This window comes from Bacillus sp. FSL R12-0074, assembly GCF_038005725.1.
GTDB classification, from domain to species: domain Bacteria; phylum Bacillota; class Bacilli; order Bacillales; family Bacillaceae_G; genus Bacillus_A; species Bacillus_A mycoides.
Window position 1 is genome coordinate 2,214,379 of record NZ_JBBOTR010000001.1, and the last position, 18,224, is coordinate 2,232,602.

The window sequence follows — 18,224 nt, forward strand, 5'->3', positions numbered from 1 at the left end:
CAGTGACTGATTTTATTCAAACGTTCCAAGAACGAAAAGTAGAATTGCTAAGTGCATTAAGTGAGCATTTACAAATATCGCTTATTTCACTATTTTTTGCAGTAATTATTGCAGTGCCGCTCGGCATTATATTAACGAGAAAAGAACGAATGGCTGAATTTATTATAGGGACTTCTGCTGTTATGCAGACAGTGCCCTCACTTGCTTTACTTGGACTATTAATTCCGTTAGTAGGAATTGGAAAACTGCCAGCTATAATCGCATTAGTTGTGTATGCACTATTACCTATTTTACGAAATACATATACAGGAATACGGGAATTAGATGAATCACTTATAGAAGCGGCGAGAGCTATGGGGATGAATAGCTGGAAAAGATTATGGAAGGTAGAGCTTCCACTCGCATTGCCAATTATTATGGCTGGTATTCGTACAGCGATGGTATTAATTGTTGGAACGGCTACATTAGCTGCTTTAATAGGCGCTGGTGGGCTCGGTAAGCTCATATTATTAGGCATAGATCGAAATGACCATGCGCTTATCATTTTAGGGGCCGTACCAGCTGCGTTACTCGCTTTATTCTTTGATATAGTACTTCGCATACTTGAGAGCCCGAAACGCTCTTCTAAGCGCGTTATATTGACGATATGTATAGTTGTAGTAATGATAGCTGCTCCATTTCTTTGGAATACCGAAAAGAAAGACATAGTTATTGCTGGTAAACTTGGATCTGAACCAGAAATATTAATTCAAATGTACAAGCAACTTATTGAACAGGATACAGATTTACAAGTGGAATTAAAGCCAGGCCTTGGAAAAACAGCATTTGTATTCGAAGCGTTAAAATCAGGTGAAGTAGATATATACCCAGAATTTTCAGGTACAGCTTTATCTACTTTCGTGAAAGAAGAACCGAAAAGTACAAATCGTGATGAAGTATATGAACAAGCTCGTATTGGAATGGAAAAGAAATATAATATGGTTATGTTAAAGCCAATGGAGTATAACAATACATACGCACTAGCCATGCCGAAAAAAATAGCAGATCAAAATAACATAAATACAATTTCTGATTTAGGAAAAATTGCACAGGAAGCTAAAGTAGGATTTACATTAGAATTTGCTGATCGTGAAGATGGTTATAAAGGAATGCAAAAATTATATAACTATAAGTTTTCAAATGTTAAAACGATGGAACCGAAACTGCGCTATAGTGCAATACAATCGGGAGATGTTAACGTAATCGATGCATATTCAACAGATAGTGAATTGGAGCAATATGGGCTTAAAGTGCTAAAAGATGATAAAGGACTATTCCCGCCTTATCAAGGAGCACCATTATTAAGAAAAGAGACGTTACAGAAATATCCTGAACTCGAAAAAGTATTAAATAAATTATCTGGAAAGATTACAGATGAAGAAATGAGAAAAATGAATTATGAAGTAAATGTGAATGGGAAAAGTAGCGAAGAAGTCGCAAAACAATTTTTACAAAAAGAGAAGTTACTTCGTTAATTTTACAATAAATATACAATTTTATATGTATGAAATGACCGTTCATTACAAAATGAACGGTTTTTTTGTGCATACTTATACATTTTTTCAAAAAAGTATTCCATTTTTCTTCATTTTCTTTTAGAATAAGTAATGTTTTCCTGAAAAAATATAAGAGAAACGTCTATTAGAGAAAAAGGTGACTTTAATAGTTGAACGAACATAACACCTAGAATGACAGATGGGGTGGTACAAATAGAAAAGAAGTTAGGATTTTTTCCGTTAATCGCATTAGTAGTTGGAACGATGGTTGGTGGCGGTGTTTTTAGTTTACCGCATGATTTAGCAGTAGGAGCAAATAGTGGTGCAACGATAATTGGTTGGTGTATTACAGCAATGGGAATGATTCCACTTGCGCTCGTATATCAAACGTTAGCAAGACAAAAACCGGAGCTTGAGGGCGGAATTTATAGTTATGCACGAGCTGGATTCGGTGAATATATTGGTTTTAACAGTGCTTGGGGATACTGGCTAGCAGGGATTTTAGGGAATGTTGCAACAATTATGTTACTGTTTAGTACATTAGGTTACTTCTTCCCAATTTTTAAAGGCGGAAATAATGTTGCGTCAATCGTAGGTGCATCACTTTTATTATGGACATTGCATTTTCTAATTTTATTTGGAATTCGTGAAGCTTCCATTATGAATGTTATCGCAACGATTGGGAAATTAGTTCCGATTTTATTATTTATTGTCGTGATGGTAACAGCGTTTCGCTGGGATACATTTACACATGACTTTTGGGGCGAAGGAACTATCTCAGTTTCCTCTGTACTAGGTCAAGTGAAAAATACAATGCTTGTAACCCTTTGGGTGTTCATTGGGGTTGAAGGAGCAGTTGTATTATCAGGAAGAGCTAAAAATAGTAGAGACGTTGGAAAAGCGACAGTACTTGGACTTATTTTAGTAATGTCTATTTATATTTTAATTTCTGTTCTGTCAATGGGAGCCATGACAAGAAAAGAACTTTCAGTATTAGAGACTCCTTCAATGGGACATGTATTAGAACATGTTGTTGGGCCATGGGGTGCAATGGCAATTAATATTGGATTAGTTGCGTCACTTGTAGGTACATTAATTGGCTGGTTTTTACTTGTTTCTGAAATTTCTCACGTAGCAGGAAAAGACGGCGTGTTTCCGAAAGTCTTTACGAAAACAAATAAGAAACAAACGCCGCATATGGCATTGTGGATTTCAAATATCGTTGCCCAAACTATATTTATAATCGTTCTGTTTTCACAATCGACATATCAAATTATGTATTTTATTGCGTCAACATCTATATTACTGCCGTACTTATTATCAGCGCTATTTCAATTGAAATTAGTCATCACGAAAGAGCTGAAAGTTGCGAGAGTAAAAAATGGATTGTTAGCATTAATTGCTTCCCTATACTCTGTATGGTTAATTTATGCAGCTGGTTTAAAGAATTTATTGCTTGTTTCAATCGTATATGGTATTGGGATTCTCGTGTATATGTTTGCAAGAAAAGAAAAAGGGAATCGTTGTTTTGCAGGCAAAGAGCGATATGTGATGTGGGCAATTGTTATTGCAGCTATTACATCACTTTATATGTTACTGACAGGAACTATAAAAATGTAAAAGTCCTTTTAATTTAAAGGGCTTTTTTCCTTGTCTAGAGAATATTTAATACATAAGATATTCAGGAGGGATGAAAATGGAAGAAAAAGAACAGTTGTCTAGAATTATGGATTTAGCTAGTGATTTAAGGAAAGTATTAGTACAAGAATCTTTTTTTAATCATCATCCTGAACTTCGAGGCGTGATTGAAAATTTAGCGAGTTCTGTAGAGAATTTGGCGAGTTTGCAGCAAAATAAAGATGAAAATGCCGAAGATCGATTACGGTACGTACTTGCTAAAATGAAAATCGCTCATAATGCCATTTTACAAGAAAAAAAAGCATTTCCTTCTCATTAATATACGTTTTAATTTTGAACCTGACGGATGACGTCAGGTTTTTTATTTCTAGTTTTAGATTGTAGTTCATACAATAAGAATAGTATGAAAAAAAGAAGGTGACTACGTTGAAATTACATAAAGCTCTTCATCCAAGTTTTATAAAGCGAATGTATTATATGAGGTTTATTGGGAAGTTTGCAAAAGCTGAGGGAGAGAAGAATGGAGAAAATTTCTTTGTACAATGTCTTTCTTCAATACCTTTAACTTTACAAGAGTTATTTCCGACTGGAAAATATTTGTTTGAAGGATTATGCAGTAATAAAAAGAATGAAAAAATCTTTACTGATTTAAAGAAGCATAAATTAGAAAAGCAACTGGTTATGTTTCGTCTTTATTATGATCGTGGAAATTTATTTCTGGAATTAATATGCACAGAAGAGCCTCGGGAAATAGCATCTTCATATAAAGTGATTCCTTCACCAAAGGTCTCAAATTATAAAAAGAGAGCGTCTTTGGAACGGAAGTTAAGCAACGGTTATTTATCATTTCTTATGCCTAAATTACCAAAAGACTTTGAGCCTCCAGAATTATTGTGGCATGAAGGAAGGCTATATGGAAATTTATCGTTAAAATCATCAATAAGTTCAATTTCATATTTTGAGCAAAGAAAAGAATGCAAATATATTGAAATAAACGATTGGATGAAACATGTAGAAATAGCAGTAGATGATCATTTATATTTTGTAAGTGAAAATGTGTATGACCAACTAAATAAACGAATTGCTGAAGAAGGTAAGTTAGTTGAAGTAGAAGATATTAAAATGCAAAAGGATGACTGGGAATGGGATGAGCGTGAATCCTCTTTTTTGCAGTATGTACAAAGTATGGTTCGTAATAAAGGGTTATATTTGGATGATACAGATATATATAATTTTCACATTAGTATTAAAACCAATATGTTAACAATTGTTGGTGGTATACCAGGTGTTGGGAAATCACGCTTTGTGCAAGCTTATGCAGAATCACTTGGGTTACGTTATGGGGAAGAATTAATTTGGATTCCGATTTCACCATCGTATCAAGAACCACATGATATTCTCGGTTACCTTCATCCGAATGGTAATTTTATTGAAAGTGAAACGAAGTTAGTTCGGACATTGTTAAAAGCTAAAGAAAATCCAAATCAATTGTATATAATTGTGTTCGATGAAATGAACATGTCACATATTGAGCATTGGTTTACTCCGTTTCTATCCGTTCTTCAACTTGAAAAGAAAAATCGTATTTTGAGTTTGTATGAGAAAGTACAAGAAATAGAAAATCAAATTCCACCTTCAGTGGAAATTGGTGAGAATATTATTTTCGTAGGCACTGTAAATTTTGATGAAACGACGAAAGAGCTTTCCGATCGATTATTAGATCGAACAAATTTGATTACATTACAAAAAATTCCGTTTTGCGAGATGAGTATAGAACATGAGAAAGTTGTTCAGCAGCCCCCGCTGAAAGTAACAACGGGAGAATTTCGACTCAATTGGTTTAGGAATAAAGAGATGATCGAAGTGTATACTGAAGAGGAATTAGAGTTATTGGATAAGTTACATGATGTATTATCATCACACGATATATCAAAAGGAATTTCTTTCCGATGTGCAAGCGCAATCGCTACGTATTTGCAAAATATACCGTTCCAAAATAATCAGTCCTATATGATTAGCAGGGAAGAAGGTTTTGATTTGCAAATAAAGCAGCGTGTGTTAACGAAATTAAGGGGGACAGAAATGACAGTGGGCCCTCTACTTTCTGAAGAAGCAAAAAGGGGAGCGACATTGATACCACTTTTACAGTCTCCGCTTGCAAATCGTGTATCTACATTTGAACATTCTTTAGCTTATATAAGACAAAAGCGTAGAGAACTGGAGCTGTATGGCTATGCAAAATGAGGAGCGTTATGAAACAGCAATCGTCGATACGAAAGAAACGCTCCCGTTTGTATTGAAGCTAATTATTGGTACTGAGGGGAAAGGCGATTTTATCCTTTTAAACCGGCTTTGTACGTCTACTACAGCATTAGTTCAATGTATTTATAAAGTACAGGAATTAAAACCACTGAAATTACATTTCCATTATCAAAATCCAATGGATATTACATTCATATGGAATAAAGTATATGAGGGACAAAAGAATATAAAAGAGTCACAATATGAATTAAATGAAAAAAAACAAAGAGTATTAGTGTATGAACATGGAAAAACTGAATTTTTTTATCCGTGGCGCTGTGGCTTATACCATTTTGAAGTGCGTATAGAAGATAAAACTTATTATGGTGCGTTTCAAGTGGTTCCTAAAAACTTTTTTGATGACCAATTTGAAATGATTCAAGATTATGTGAAGTCAATTTTAAACGAGTTAATTTTAGATAGAGGTTATTACAAGAAAACTTTCTCAGCACTTAGCGATATTGAAGATTCTTCTTATTTGGTATTGTTAAGAAAGTTGCCACAAAAAATGAAAAGAATAAAACAAATTTTTAAAAAAGTAGAATCGAATGCGGAATTTGTACACGAATATGAATGGGAAACGAAAGCGCGGAAGACAACGAGAAAAACTGCCATTATGACAGAAAGAAAGCTTTATGCGAAATATTACAACCGTAAATTTAAGGAGCAAAAAAATAGTATTGAAAATGCATTTCTTAAATTTAAAACGATGCAATTCTATTATTATTTACTTGAAGCAGAAATTTTTGTACGTAAAACTATTGAAATACTAGAAGGAGAAAAGAAGAAAAAGTCAGATGAATTTCAAGCTGTTAAAACAATTATGAAAACGATTGAACGAAATGGATCCGTGACGGATAGGGAAAAACAAAAATATAGAAATCTACATTTACTGAAAGAAGCAGATTTACGGAAAAGTTCTGTGAAAATACAAGAATATAAAATATTAGCTCATATCGTATATGAAAGTGTGCAATACTTTCGAAATTTATTGTATTCTCCATTTTGGAGGGAAGTTTCTGAAACAGCTACCATTAATTCGAACACTTTATCTATACCGCATCAACAATTAATCCACCATTTAGAATTGTTACCGCAACATACGGAGCAACCCCCATCTTTATTATTCGTATATAAACCAACGTTTTTAGTGTATGAGTATTACGCTTTTTTTATCGTTATTTCTATATTAGAACAAATCGGATTTGAAGATAAGAATCCTATTCGTGAACAAATACAAGAACATTTTTATTTAGACGGATTACAAGATGGAACGACAGTGATTTTACATCGAGATGATATAAAAGTGCACGTCGCGTTTAATGATTTAATTGAAACACACCCTCTTATTGCACTAAGCAAAGGAAGTAATTTTTATAACGGAGAGGACACAAAGAAGCCGGATATTCGTTTAGATTGTTATGTAAAGGAAGAAGAGAAGTATGTATATAAATCTTCTATTATTATCGAAGTGAAATACAGCCCTATGTACAATATTTTTCAGCCTGTCGGTAATACGAAAGCAACGGAGCAAATGTATAAATACTGGTCTATTAAGTATGTAGAAGAACAGGATGGTAAACGAATTTTTAAGCGAAGAGCGATTTATGAAGTGATTTGTGTATATCCAGGTAGCCATATGCATAGTAAAAAAATTGAATCTGGATGTGGAGTGTTTTTACAACTATATCCATATAAAACGAAACAAGGAGAAGAGAAGTTGGCTGGGAAGCATGGGATGATTCAAATTTTTGAGAAATGGTTAAAAAGTAATAAAATGTAAAAGAAATCCTTTTTAATGAAGGATTTCTTTAGGTTAAGAAGAATTATATGCAGTACGGAAAGACACATTATACGGTTCGAACTTGATAGTGATTATTATTTTTTATTAGAGTAAGTGGATCTTTTTATGTTTGTAACAGTATGGGGAATTAAGGGGTTTTGCATGTGTATGAATGACTAATAAATAGGAATTTAATTCATTTTGCAGAATATAATAAGACATAAATATTTTTAGTTGCATACGAAGATTTGTTCTTATATGATAGTAAGTGAAAGCGTTATCAAAAACAGAGCGGCGATGGGAAAGGCGGTTAAATATGTTCCAGCGTGTTCAAACAAAGGAAGAGCATTTTTGGTTCGAGCAACTGTGGGGAGATTTTTGTGAAGAAAGAAACTTAATGTTTGTAGAACGTAATTTAAATCCATCACGATTTTTATTAATAGAAGATGAACATCATATTGGTACAGTAGAATGTATTAAGTTTACAGTACCTGAACAATCAAATTCTGAGTTTTTCTATCCGTTTTCTAAAAATGATTTAGTGAAAGATTTGAAAAATGTGTATGAAATAGGAAAGTTAAGTATTGCGAAAACGTCTCGGGGGAGAGGACATTTCAAAAGGCTGGCAGCTATTTTATTTATGCATGCGTTAGAGACGAAAGCGGAATGGTATATTGCAGCAGTTACAAAAAGAATGTATATGTATTTACTTACACTCGGTTTTCCAATCGAACCGATAGATAGTCCATTCCAGTTTCATGATACTTTACAAGGTGTACCAGTGCGAATTCATGCTCGAAAAGGGGCTACACATCTGTATTCTTTGAAAGAATTCCGTGATATTATTCAAGGGAATGCTCATGCGCAGGCACTTATTGCAGAATACAGTAAAAATATTATGTTAACAAAATGAAAATATATGAATATGTATAGTATGAAGAAGAGTTACATATTACGAGCATCTGTTTTCATACAAAAAGTAGACCCTTATTCTTAGAATAAGGGTCTAAAATATTATAGTCCAAATATACTAAAAATCATTTTACGACGCTTCGGTTTCTTTTCTCTTTCATATGTTGGTTTTGCATCAGGAGTAATGTATATTGGTTCTTCTTTTTTTAGGGCAGCTTCTAGTTTTTGAATTCGTTCTAACATTTCCTCTATTTCGCGGCGATGTTGTAAAAGTTGGTATGTAACGACATCATTTGCTTTATCTTGCATTTGTTCTTCCATTCGATCTAGTCTTCTCGTAATTGTGGTAAATTGTGCTGTTAATTGCTCAAAATCATTCGATGATGTGTTTTGAACAATTGTGTTTACTTGAGTTTTTAATTTTTCTACATCATTTGAAGATGGTTTTTGAGTAGTTTGAGAGCTTTGAGGCTGGTCCATTTGAGAGCGATGGTATTCTAACATTAGATCTAAATCACCTTGTGTGAAAATAAAATGACCATATTTATTTTTTTTAATCGTAAGATTTAATTGTTGTGCAATCCGGACAACAGCCTTTGGGCTAACACCTAATTTCTTTGCGATAAATGGTGTTTTATATTCCAAAATAATCCCTCCTATATATATCCTGTTGAATGATTTCTAGTTATGTAGCAAGTTCCCTTCAGGTGTGACAAAAGAAGTGTGGAATCGGCAAAGAAAGTGTTTTTTCACGAAGTTCAGCTGTTTAGCACATACTATTTATATAAATCATTTTTAGTTATCGGAAAATTGGGCTTATTATAGTTTGACGATAATAAGCTAATTAGATTATCATAATTATAAATATCTTTTTTATGTATGCATATAATATATAAAAAGGTGGTTACTAATGTAGAATTTTATTAGAGTATAAGAATGCTTACTTCACTTGAATAAATTTAAGTAGGAGGTGGCTTCCTTGCTTACACTGTAAGTAAGGAAAAGTATTTGGACATATATAGTATAAGTATAGTGATTGTTTTAATTGCCTTAACGGCATTTTTCGTTGCAGCAGAATTTGCAATTGTTAAAGTGAGGAGTTCACGAATTGACTATTTAATTGCAAAAGGAAATAATCGTGCAATATCTGTCAAAACAATCATTACAAACTTAGACGAATATTTATCAGCTTGTCAATTAGGAATAACTGTTACAGCTCTTGGGATTGGGTGGTCTGGTAAACCTGCGCTAAAGCACATGTTTGATGTGTTGTTTGCAAATTGGAACGTCCCTACTCAACTCGCAGACATTTTAGCTATAATTTTAGTATTTTTGTTTATCACATTTTTCCATGTGGTAGTAGGAGAGTTAGCTCCAAAAACATTTGCGATTCAAAAAGCAGAACAAGTGAGTTTCTTTGTTGCTAAGCCACTCATTTTGTTTTATCGTATTGCATTCCCATTCATTTGGATTTTAAATGGATCAGCTCGGTTAATTACAAAGTTTCTTGGGTTGAAACCACCAAAAGGGCATGATGAAGTGCATTCAGAAGAAGAATTGCGGTTGTTAGTTTCAGAAAGTTATAAAAATGGTGAGATTAATCAATCTGAATATAAGTATGTGAATAAAATATTTGAATTTGATGATCGTATTGCGAAAGAAATAATGGTACCACGAACAGAGATGAATATTTTAAATAAAGAAATGCCTGCTGAAGAGGCTTTACAAAAAATGTCTCATGAAAAATATACGAGGTATCCGGTTGTTGATGGTGATAAGGACCATGTAATAGGCTTTGTGAATTTTAAAGATATATTTACAGATTTTGTGAAGCACCGAGTTGTTAGTGAAAAGACAGTGGAGCAATATATTAGGCCAATTATTTTAGTTATTGAATCTATCCCGATTCATGATCTATTTTTAAAAATGCAAAGAGAAAGAACACATATCGCTATATTAATTGATGAATATGGTGGTACATCAGGTCTTGTAACCGTTGAAGATATTTTAGAAGAAATTGTAGGGGATATTCAAGATGAGTTCGATACTGATGAACAACCGGAAATCCAACAAGTTAGTGAGACGAAAACGATTTTAGAGGGAAAAGTACTTGTTAGTGAAGTGAACGCATTATTAGGTTTGACTATTGACGACGATGATGTCGATACGATTGGCGGTTGGATCCTAACAAAAAATATTGAGATTTCCGAGGGTGATACCATTGAGATTGAAAATTATAAATTTTGCGTAAAAAAATTAGATGGACACTATATTAAGAGATTAGAAGTAACGAAACCTTCAGAATCGATTGTTATTGTAGGAGATGAAAAAAAGATTTCGCTCCAAGAACAAATTAGTTCGTAAACTCTGCTTTGTAGCAGAGTTTTTTTGAGCAAAATGTTTTTTGATGTATTAGGGCTATGATACAATTACACAAGTCAGACCTTTCACTAGGTGAAATAAATGAAATGTATTATTGTATACATATATTCGGAAGGAGAACCACTATGAAAAAACATTTATATATAAATGGGGTATGGAAATCAGTAGAGACGTATAAACCATTGTATGCACCATATTCTGAAGAAACATTAGCGGAGATTGCGCAAGGTACAGAAGATGACGTTAAGGAAGCAATAGTTTCGGCCAAAAATGCAATGAAAGAAATGAAAAAATTATCCGCATACGACCGTGCAACTATTTTAGAAAAGGTTGCACAAAAAATGGATGAGAGAAGAGAAGAGTTTGCAGAGATTATCGCAAAAGAAGCTGCAAAACCAATTCGTGCTGCACGGGGAGAAGTAGATCGCACTGTTCAAACATATAAGTTTGCAGCTGAAGAAGCGAAGCGAATATATGGTGAGACGTTACCATTAGATGCTGCACCAGGAGCAGGTGGCCGTATAGCGTATACAATTCGACAACCAATCGGGGTTATTGGTGCTATTACACCGTTTAATTTTCCACTTAATTTAGTAGCACATAAGGTAGGCCCAGCAATTGCGGCTGGAAATACTATTGTGCTAAAGCCTGCCGACCAAACGCCACTTTCTTCGTATGCATTGGTAGAATTATTTGAAGAAGCTGGTTTACCAAAGGGAGCTTTCAATATAATTTCTGGACCTGGATCTGTTGTAGGTGAGGCATTAGTAAAAGATGAGAACGTTGCTAGTATTACTTTTACAGGAAGTCCGAAAGTAGGTATTGGAATTAAGGAAAAAGCCGGGTTGAAACGAGTGACGTTAGAATTAGGATCGAACGCTGCAGTAATTATTGATGAAGATGTTGAATTGACAGACGAAATAATTGAACGTGTAAAATGGGGCGCGTTTGTGAATAATGGACAAGTTTGTATTTCAGTACAACGTGTTTTTGTGCATGAACGCAAAATGGAAGAGTTTATTACAAAATTAACGAAAGCAATGGAAAACGTTGTAGTAGGAGACCCGCTTCATGAAGAAACAGATGTATCAGCACTTATTTCAAAAAAAGATGTAGAACGTATAAATTCATGGGTGGAAGAGGCAGTTAAGGAAGGAGCTAATGTTGTATACGGTGGTAACAAACGTGATGCAAGGATTTTTGAACCAACTGTATTAACAAATGTTCCAGATTATGTATCTGTTCAGTGCCAAGAAGTATTTGGTCCACTTATGACTGTAAATACATTTAAAGAATTTGATGAGGCTTTAGAACAAGTAAATAATTCACGTTATGGATTACAAGCAGGTGTATTTACAAACAATCTATGTAAGGCAATGCGTGCAATTGATGAATTAGAAGTCGGTGGTGTCATGATTAATGATATTCCAACGTTCAGAGTAGATCATATGCCTTATGGCGGTGTGAAAGAGAGTGGCACAGGCCGTGAAGGGATTAAATATGCAATAGAAGAAATGACAGAAATGAAATTAGTGTGTATTAAAAAATAAAGTAGATCGAGCTTAAACACCGCAATAAAAAACGAGCAGGAAATGTTTACGATTCCATACTCGTTTTTTATTGTTTGTTTTACGTTTCTCGGAACGATTTCATTTAATCAAGTGTACCTTTTACTTCATTTCTTGTTTGAAAATATCATCTTCGACATAAATATGTTCTTTATCTACAGCAGTGCTATGAGAGAGTACTAAACCGATTGGTGTTTCAGTACCTTTATTTTGAACAATTGTAAAAGGAATATTTTTTTCAGTTGCTAATTTAATGTATTTTGATAAATGTGGGTAAGCAATGCTTCCATTTAGGAATAGTTGTAATGATTGAGAAGAACGTATGTTACCCGTTACTTCTGTATACACATTACTTTGCATTACTTGACCGATTGTTAAAGCGATTTCTACACGCTCACGTAATGTAGTTAAGTACATATTACGTTCTTCTGGTTTGTTTTGCTTTTGGCCATATATGCCTTCTTGGAGATAGTCTTCCACATTTTTATTTACCATATTTTTCACACCTTTCACTTCTTATTGTACGCAAGAATTAAAAAGGATGCAAAAAAAAGTAGTTTTGAACAGGAAAATAATTTAAAAAATGAGAAGGGAAAGGGATATAGGAATACAACTTATTTAAATAAGAAAGGAAAAATAAATTTTATCAACAGAAATTAACAAAATGTGACAAAAATCTATTAACGAAATGTATTTTTTGTGTTAATATTCAAAATATAAAGGGTATTCGTCGTATGGAAATGGAGGAATGGAGGTTTTTCCAATCGATAAGGATATTAAAGAAGTATTTTGTTCGCACTTGAAAAACAACAGGCACCAATTCGTAGAGAACTGGAAAAACAAAATGATAATTTCCGAAAAAGATCCATTTAAACAAGAGGTAGTTCAAAATGGAGCGAATTTATTAGAGTTAATTATCGAACTTATTATGGAAGATAAAGACATTAATTATCTTCAGCCATTATGTGAGAAAATTGCCATTGAGCGTGCAGGGGCAGATGCGAATATTGGAGATTTTGTTTACAATGCAAATGTGGGAAGAAATGAACTTTTTGAAGCGATGTGCGAATTGGATGTAAGTGCTCGTGAACTGAAACCGATTATGGCCAAAATACATACTTGTTTTGACAAATTAATTTATTATACCGTTTTAAAATACTCAGAAATTATATCGAGAAATTTAGAAGAAAAACAGCAATATATAAATGAAACACATAAAGAAAGGCTTACGATTCTAGGGCAAATGTCGGCTAGTTTTGTGCATGAATTTCGTAATCCGCTAACTTCGATTATGGGATTTGTAAAGTTATTGAAGACAGATCACCCTAATCTATCGTATTTAGATATTATTTCACATGAATTAGATCAATTAAATTTTAGGATTTCGCAATTTTTACTTGTATCGAAAAAAGAAATGTGGAATGAATCTGAACGTTTTTTGGTAAATGACTTATTTCAAGATATTATACAATTCTTATATCCAAGTTTAGTTAATGCAAATGTTTTGATTGAAAAGAATTTGCCGTATCCTATTCCACTCGTTGGTTACCGGAGTGAAGTGAAGCAAGTAGTTTTAAATATTTTAATGAATTCGATTGATGCTCTTGAATCGGTGAAAGAAGAGCGGAAAATTATCATTGATGTATTTGAAGAGGATCAGGCTGTTCGCATTGTTATAAAAAATAATGGACCTATGATTCCAGCAGACAATGTAGAGACCATTTTTGAGCCATTTGTAACTACTAAAAAGCTAGGAACTGGTATTGGACTATTTGTATGTAAACAAATTGTAGAAAAACATAACGGATCCATATTGTGTCGTTCGGATAACGATTGGACAGAATTTCAAATTACGTTTCAAAAGTAAACAGTCTACACCATGCGAATGGTGTAGACTGTTTTAATTTGTAAGTATAACGGTCTCTAATTTTGGATCCGCAGTTGAATAACCAACTATTGAAATTGTGTAAATTGTATTTGGTTCAACGTTGAATTTTGGAATGGTTAATAGTACTTTTTTTGTATCAGCAAGTGAAACTTCAATATCTGCTGTACCAGGGCTAACTTGTAAAAAATCTGTTATTTGCTTAAAGAGTACATTTTCAAATAAATGATCCCCATCTTTTAAATTTACATTTACAACTGGAGTGTCTGGTGAAAAATGTGCAAACCGTATTTTTGCTTGACCAGATGGTAAATGAGTATTATCAAGAATGGGTTGTAATTGGAGATGATTATCGCTATTGACCGCTGCAAGGGTATAAGTGTGATTCCCCATTATTGGTACTAATGCTGAAAATATTGGAGTTTCGTTTCCGACAGGGACAATATCAATACGGTATTTACCTTGCACTAATGATAAATACGGACTGAATTGTTTAAAAGAAATATTTTTAATAACCTTTTGTCCGTTTATTATAATATCAACTGCTGGTGTATGGGGAGCTGTGTGGAAGATTCTCATATGTGACGGTAAAGTCGCTTCTTGTGAATCTCTCTTTTCATATGCTTGTACAAGTTTTGTAATTGCATCATAGTATTTCATATAGAGTTCTACATATCTTTTAGGATTGCTATATTGGTAGTAACGAGCGAGCTGTTCGTAACGTGCAGCTTCTTGGCCGTATTTTTCAATTTCGGATTGAGTCATGAACATTCCTCCTTTATCATCATTACAAATATATGCGAAGCTAGAAAGAGGTTATGCAAAAAACTTGCCTTTCTAGAAGGAAAAGTTAAAATGGGGATTTTTTTATTTATAGGCAAACACACATACAAATCGATAATTGTCCTACATAAATTATAAAGGAAAGGTAGTTTGACTTTGATGGAAGGAGTGGAACCATTGGGATGGGGATATCCCCATAGTTATTGGGAATGAAGTTATGGAGGATTTGGTGCTATAGGCTGTGGGACGAATTATGGATTTGTATTATGAGTATTTCTATTAATTTTAGTGATGCGTTGGATAAGGTAATACCGATAAAAGAGCGTCGTGCCGAACTGATTAATGTGGTTAATCGGTTCTTTTTTTATTGTTCTAAACAGGTGGTACTATTTGTTAAGAAATAGTTACGATAAATGAGGTGGAGTAAAATGTCGAATTTTGTTTGAAAATATGCAATATAAAGTAGGATAATAGGAAGGAGAATAACGGGAGTTCCGTCGAAGTTTACACAATGTCAGCAATTGAGGGAAGTTGATATTATATTAAAAAAATATTCAATTTGCTGTTATCTTAAATCAGGAAGGGGTATTTAAGCGTACAGGTAAGGTTGGTCTTCATTTTAAGTTCTGAATTTTCTGTTTTTAAAATAATATTTAGCAGTCATTTGTATATTTTATAATAGTTTTTTGATAAATTCACTGCTTTTGCAGAGGATTCTTTTTTATGAAAGAAACGTCAATTTTCTTCATATACATATACAAATTGAAGAAATGGGGGAGCGCTATGCGCGATTACTTAATTAAACCACTTGTTGGTCAGCCGTATCCGATGATTTCACATGGAAAAGGTGTGTATTTGTATGATCAAAACGGAAATAAATATTTTGATGGTTCGTCTGGAGCGATTACGGCAGGTATTGGACATGGCGTAGCAGAGATAGCAGAAGTTATTAAAAAACAGGCAGAGGAGATTGCTTTCGTTTATAGATCACAGTTTACGAGTGAACCAGCTGAAAAATTAGCGAAGAAGTTAAGTGATTTATGTGTAGGAGATTTGAACTGGAGCTTTTTTGTGAATAGTGGTACGGAAGCAAATGAAACAGCTATGAAAATCGCAATTCAGCATTTTCAGGAGCGTGGCATTCAAGGGAAACATAAAATTTTGTCACGATGGATGAGCTATCACGGGATTACAATGGGAGCTTTATCTATGTCTGGGCATCCACTGCGCAGACAACGTTTCGTTTCTATTTTGGAAGATTATCCGACTATTCCAGCTCCATACTGTTTTAGATGTCCTGTACAAAAGGTATATCCAACATGTCAACTTTCTTGTGCGACTGAACTAGAAAGAGCAATTGATCGAATTGGTGCAGAACATATTGCAGCTTTTATTGCTGAACCGATTATCGGAGCTGCTGGAGGCGCGGTTGTCCCGCCGAAAGAATACTATAAAGTAATTAAAGATATTTGTAGTCATTACGATATATTATTTATTGCGGATGAAGTAATGACTGGACTTGGTCGTACTGGTGCATGGTTTGCGATGGAGCACTGGGGTGTAGAACCGGATATTATGACCCTTGGTAAGGGGCTAGGAGCGGGTTATACACCAATGGCAGCAACAGTTGTAAGTGACCGTGTTATGGAGCCAATTTTACGTGGATCACGTTCTGTAATGAGCGGGCATACGCTTAGTGCAAATCCATTGTCTGCAGCAACGGCTTTAGCTGTTATTGAATATATGGAGAAACATAATTTACCTGAAAAAACAGCAGAAAAGGGAGAGTATTTATTAAAAGGTTTGCAGAAAGTTCAGCAACAATCGACAATTATTGCCGATGTGCGTGGAAAAGGATTGCTAATTGGAATAGAATTGCAACCGTTTACAAAAGCGTCGGAGCTTATTTCAGTTGCTGCTAAAAATGGACTGCTCTTATACCAAGCTGTTTCAGGGCAAGCAGGAAAAGAGGATAGTGCACTGCTTGTTGCACCACCAATGACAACTACATATTCCGAGTTAGATGAATTACTTTCAATTTTTGTAAAGAGCGTGGAAGAGATGATGCAAAAAGGAGGGCATAGTATCGCATGACAACTATTACAAATACATTCGGTAAATTAAAAGAAATAGAGGAAGTAATTTCTTTGTTCCATGATGATATGACATTAATGTTTGGGGGATTTGGAGGAATCGGATCCCCTCCATCTTTAATTCAAGCTGTTTTAGATAAAGGCATTACAAATTTAAATTTAATAGGAAATGATACTGGATTTCCTGATGTAGGAATCGGTCGTCTTGTTACGAATGAAAGGGTTAAATCTTTAGTTACTTCTCATATTGGGTCAAATCCAAATGCGGGAAGACAATTAAATGAAGGAAGATTGCAAATTGAATTCTCTCCGCAAGGAACACTCGCAGAGCGTATTCGCGCTGGTGGTGTAGGGCTTGGTGGTATTTTAGTTGACGTTGGTGTTGATACGATTGTAGAAGAAGGAAAGCGTACAGTTGAAATGAATGGAAAGACATATTTAGTTGAAACAGCTTTAACGGCTGAAGTCGCAATTGTATATGCGAAAAAAGCGGATCCGTTTGGCAATCTTGTATTTGATAAAAGCGCTCGTAATATGAATCCACACGTAGCTATGGCTGGTGACATAACGATTGTAGAAGCAGAAGAAATTGTTCCACTTGGAAGTTTAGATCCAGAAGAAATTGTCGTCCCAGGTGTATTTGTAAATTATATCGTGCCATCGGAAGGAGTGAATTGGAAATGGGTATGGGCGTAGAAGTAAGAGATAAGATTGCAAGACGTGCAGCGAAAGAAATTCAGAATGGTATGCTTGTAAATTTAGGTATTGGAATTCCATCGCTTGTACCGAATCATTTGCCAGAAGATATGAATGTTATGTTTCATGCGGAAAACGGTATTGTTGGTATGGGACCAACGCCAAGTAAAGGGAATGAAGATGAGAATTTATGTAACGCAGCTGGTTTACCAACATCTCTTATTACAGGAGCAAGTTATTTTGATAGTTGCATGGCGTTTGGCATGATTCGAAAAGGATTACTTGATGTTACGATACTTGGTTCGTTACAAGTAAGTGAAAATGGTGATTTAGCGAACTGGATTGTACCAGGAAAACGCGTTCCAGGTATTGGAGGAGCGATGGATTTAGCGCAAAAAGCGAAGCGGGTCGTTGTTGTGATGAATCATGTTGATAAATACGGAAATGCAAAGATTGTTTCGGAATGTACATTGCCATTAACTTCGAAAAAATGTGTAGATTTAATTATTACAGACATGGCTGTCATGGAAGTGACCCAAAGAGGACTTGTCTTACAAGAATTAATGAGTCCATATACTGTAGAAGATGTAAAACGACATACGACAGCTGATTTTCATATAAGCTCAAATTTACTAGTAATTGAATGAG

The 18,224-nt window shown here is 34.3% G+C and carries 15 protein-coding genes; 12 read left to right on the plus strand and 3 right to left on the minus strand.

Annotated elements, in window-relative coordinates:
* Positions 1-2 precede the first annotated feature (2 nt).
* The 6 genes from NSS97_RS11625 to NSS97_RS11650 all read left to right on the plus strand — a co-directional run bounded on the left by NSS97_RS11625 (position 3) and on the right by NSS97_RS11650 (position 8,170).
* Complete coding sequence (locus tag NSS97_RS11625; protein ID WP_002085827.1) at positions 3-1,514, plus strand: ABC transporter permease/substrate-binding protein; 1,512 nt, start codon at positions 3-5, stop codon at positions 1,512-1,514.
* A 213-nt stretch (positions 1,515-1,727) separates the two neighbouring features.
* Positions 1,728-3,155 (plus strand): basic amino acid/polyamine antiporter, encoded by a 1,428-nt coding sequence (locus tag NSS97_RS11630; protein WP_002085826.1) that lies wholly within the window; start codon positions 1,728-1,730, stop codon positions 3,153-3,155.
* A 76-nt stretch (positions 3,156-3,231) separates the two neighbouring features.
* Positions 3,232-3,492: a hypothetical protein gene (locus NSS97_RS11635; protein WP_002085825.1), complete on the plus strand. Its 261-nt coding sequence runs from the start codon at positions 3,232-3,234 to the stop codon at positions 3,490-3,492.
* A gap of 107 nt (positions 3,493-3,599) precedes the next feature.
* Positions 3,600-5,417, plus strand: coding sequence for an AAA family ATPase (locus tag NSS97_RS11640; RefSeq protein WP_002012669.1), 1,818 nt, complete (start codon positions 3,600-3,602; stop codon positions 5,415-5,417).
* A complete protein-coding gene (locus NSS97_RS11645; RefSeq protein WP_044441874.1) occupies positions 5,407-7,257 on the plus strand; it encodes a hypothetical protein in 1,851 nt (616 codons plus the stop codon). Before NSS97_RS11640 ends, NSS97_RS11645 begins: the two co-directional genes overlap by 11 nt.
* Before the next feature lie 316 nt (positions 7,258-7,573).
* On the plus strand, positions 7,574-8,170 hold the full coding sequence (locus tag NSS97_RS11650) for a hypothetical protein (protein ID WP_002085820.1): 597 nt from the start codon (positions 7,574-7,576) through the stop codon (positions 8,168-8,170).
* Between the two features lie 101 nt (positions 8,171-8,271).
* On the opposite strand, the gene racA is transcribed toward NSS97_RS11650, so the two are convergent.
* Entirely contained in the window at positions 8,272-8,814 is a 543-nt protein-coding gene (racA, locus tag NSS97_RS11655; protein WP_107887475.1) for a chromosome-anchoring protein RacA, read from the minus strand.
* Between the two features lie 363 nt (positions 8,815-9,177).
* Here racA and NSS97_RS11660 point away from each other — a divergent pair, with 363 nt between their 5' ends.
* A complete protein-coding gene (locus NSS97_RS11660; protein WP_002127238.1) occupies positions 9,178-10,533 on the plus strand; it encodes a hemolysin family protein in 1,356 nt (451 codons plus the stop codon).
* Positions 10,534-10,676: 143 nt separating this feature from the next.
* A complete protein-coding gene (locus NSS97_RS11665; protein ID WP_002085816.1) occupies positions 10,677-12,101 on the plus strand; it encodes an aldehyde dehydrogenase family protein in 1,425 nt (474 codons plus the stop codon).
* A gap of 120 nt (positions 12,102-12,221) precedes the next feature.
* Here NSS97_RS11665 and NSS97_RS11670 read toward each other — a convergent pair whose 3' ends face one another.
* The gene (locus NSS97_RS11670) at positions 12,222-12,614 is read right to left on the minus strand and encodes a YueI family protein (RefSeq protein WP_002085811.1); all 393 of its coding nucleotides are present in this window, start codon (positions 12,612-12,614) and stop codon (positions 12,222-12,224) included.
* 253 nt (positions 12,615-12,867) lie between these two features.
* Between NSS97_RS11670 and NSS97_RS11675 the strand changes: the two genes are divergently transcribed.
* Complete coding sequence (locus NSS97_RS11675) at positions 12,868-13,986, plus strand: BA2291 family sporulation histidine kinase (protein ID WP_002085809.1); 1,119 nt, start codon at positions 12,868-12,870, stop codon at positions 13,984-13,986.
* A gap of 33 nt (positions 13,987-14,019) precedes the next feature.
* Here the strand turns inward: NSS97_RS11675 and NSS97_RS11680 are convergent, their stop codons facing one another.
* Positions 14,020-14,769 carry a DUF4397 domain-containing protein gene (locus NSS97_RS11680; RefSeq protein ID WP_044441870.1) on the minus strand — a complete coding sequence of 250 codons (750 nt, stop codon included), beginning with the start codon at positions 14,767-14,769 and terminating at the stop codon, positions 14,020-14,022.
* 801 nt (positions 14,770-15,570) lie between these two features.
* Here NSS97_RS11680 and NSS97_RS11685 point away from each other — a divergent pair.
* Genes NSS97_RS11685 through NSS97_RS11695 form a run of 3 tightly spaced genes read left to right on the plus strand, consistent with a single transcriptional unit; the run spans position 15,571 to position 18,223 of the window.
* On the plus strand, positions 15,571-16,881 hold the full coding sequence (locus tag NSS97_RS11685; protein WP_033708325.1) for an aspartate aminotransferase family protein: 1,311 nt from the start codon (positions 15,571-15,573) through the stop codon (positions 16,879-16,881).
* Positions 16,878-17,576 carry an acetate CoA-transferase subunit alpha gene (gene atoD, locus NSS97_RS11690; protein ID WP_002085805.1) on the plus strand — a complete coding sequence of 233 codons (699 nt, stop codon included), beginning with the start codon at positions 16,878-16,880 and terminating at the stop codon, positions 17,574-17,576. The genes NSS97_RS11685 and atoD overlap by 4 nt, the downstream gene beginning before the upstream one ends.
* Complete coding sequence (locus NSS97_RS11695) at positions 17,561-18,223, plus strand: CoA transferase subunit B (RefSeq protein WP_002127246.1); 663 nt, start codon at positions 17,561-17,563, stop codon at positions 18,221-18,223. The genes atoD and NSS97_RS11695 overlap by 16 nt, the downstream gene beginning before the upstream one ends.
* Position 18,224: the final 1 nt, after the last annotated feature.

Bases quoted from the DNA above. Each gene is read 5' to 3' on its own strand.
- NSS97_RS11685 (WP_033708325.1), top strand. From the start codon at position 15,571: ATGCGCGATTACTTAATTAAACCACTTGTTGGTCAGCCGTATCCGATG.
- NSS97_RS11695 (WP_002127246.1), top strand. From the start codon at position 17,561: ATGGGTATGGGCGTAGAAGTAAGAGATAAGATTGCAAGACGTGCAGCG.
- NSS97_RS11670 (WP_002085811.1), bottom strand. From the start codon at position 12,614: ATGGTAAATAAAAATGTGGAAGACTATCTCCAAGAAGGCATATATGGC.
- NSS97_RS11650 (WP_002085820.1), top strand. From the start codon at position 7,574: ATGTTCCAGCGTGTTCAAACAAAGGAAGAGCATTTTTGGTTCGAGCAA.
- atoD (WP_002085805.1), top strand. From the start codon at position 16,878: ATGACAACTATTACAAATACATTCGGTAAATTAAAAGAAATAGAGGAA.
- NSS97_RS11645 (WP_044441874.1), top strand. From the start codon at position 5,407: ATGCAAAATGAGGAGCGTTATGAAACAGCAATCGTCGATACGAAAGAA.
- NSS97_RS11635 (WP_002085825.1), top strand. From the start codon at position 3,232: ATGGAAGAAAAAGAACAGTTGTCTAGAATTATGGATTTAGCTAGTGAT.
- NSS97_RS11665 (WP_002085816.1), top strand. From the start codon at position 10,677: ATGAAAAAACATTTATATATAAATGGGGTATGGAAATCAGTAGAGACG.
- NSS97_RS11675 (WP_002085809.1), top strand. From the start codon at position 12,868: ATGGAGGTTTTTCCAATCGATAAGGATATTAAAGAAGTATTTTGTTCG.
- NSS97_RS11630 (WP_002085826.1), top strand. From the start codon at position 1,728: ATGACAGATGGGGTGGTACAAATAGAAAAGAAGTTAGGATTTTTTCCG.
- NSS97_RS11680 (WP_044441870.1), bottom strand. From the start codon at position 14,769: ATGACTCAATCCGAAATTGAAAAATACGGCCAAGAAGCTGCACGTTAC.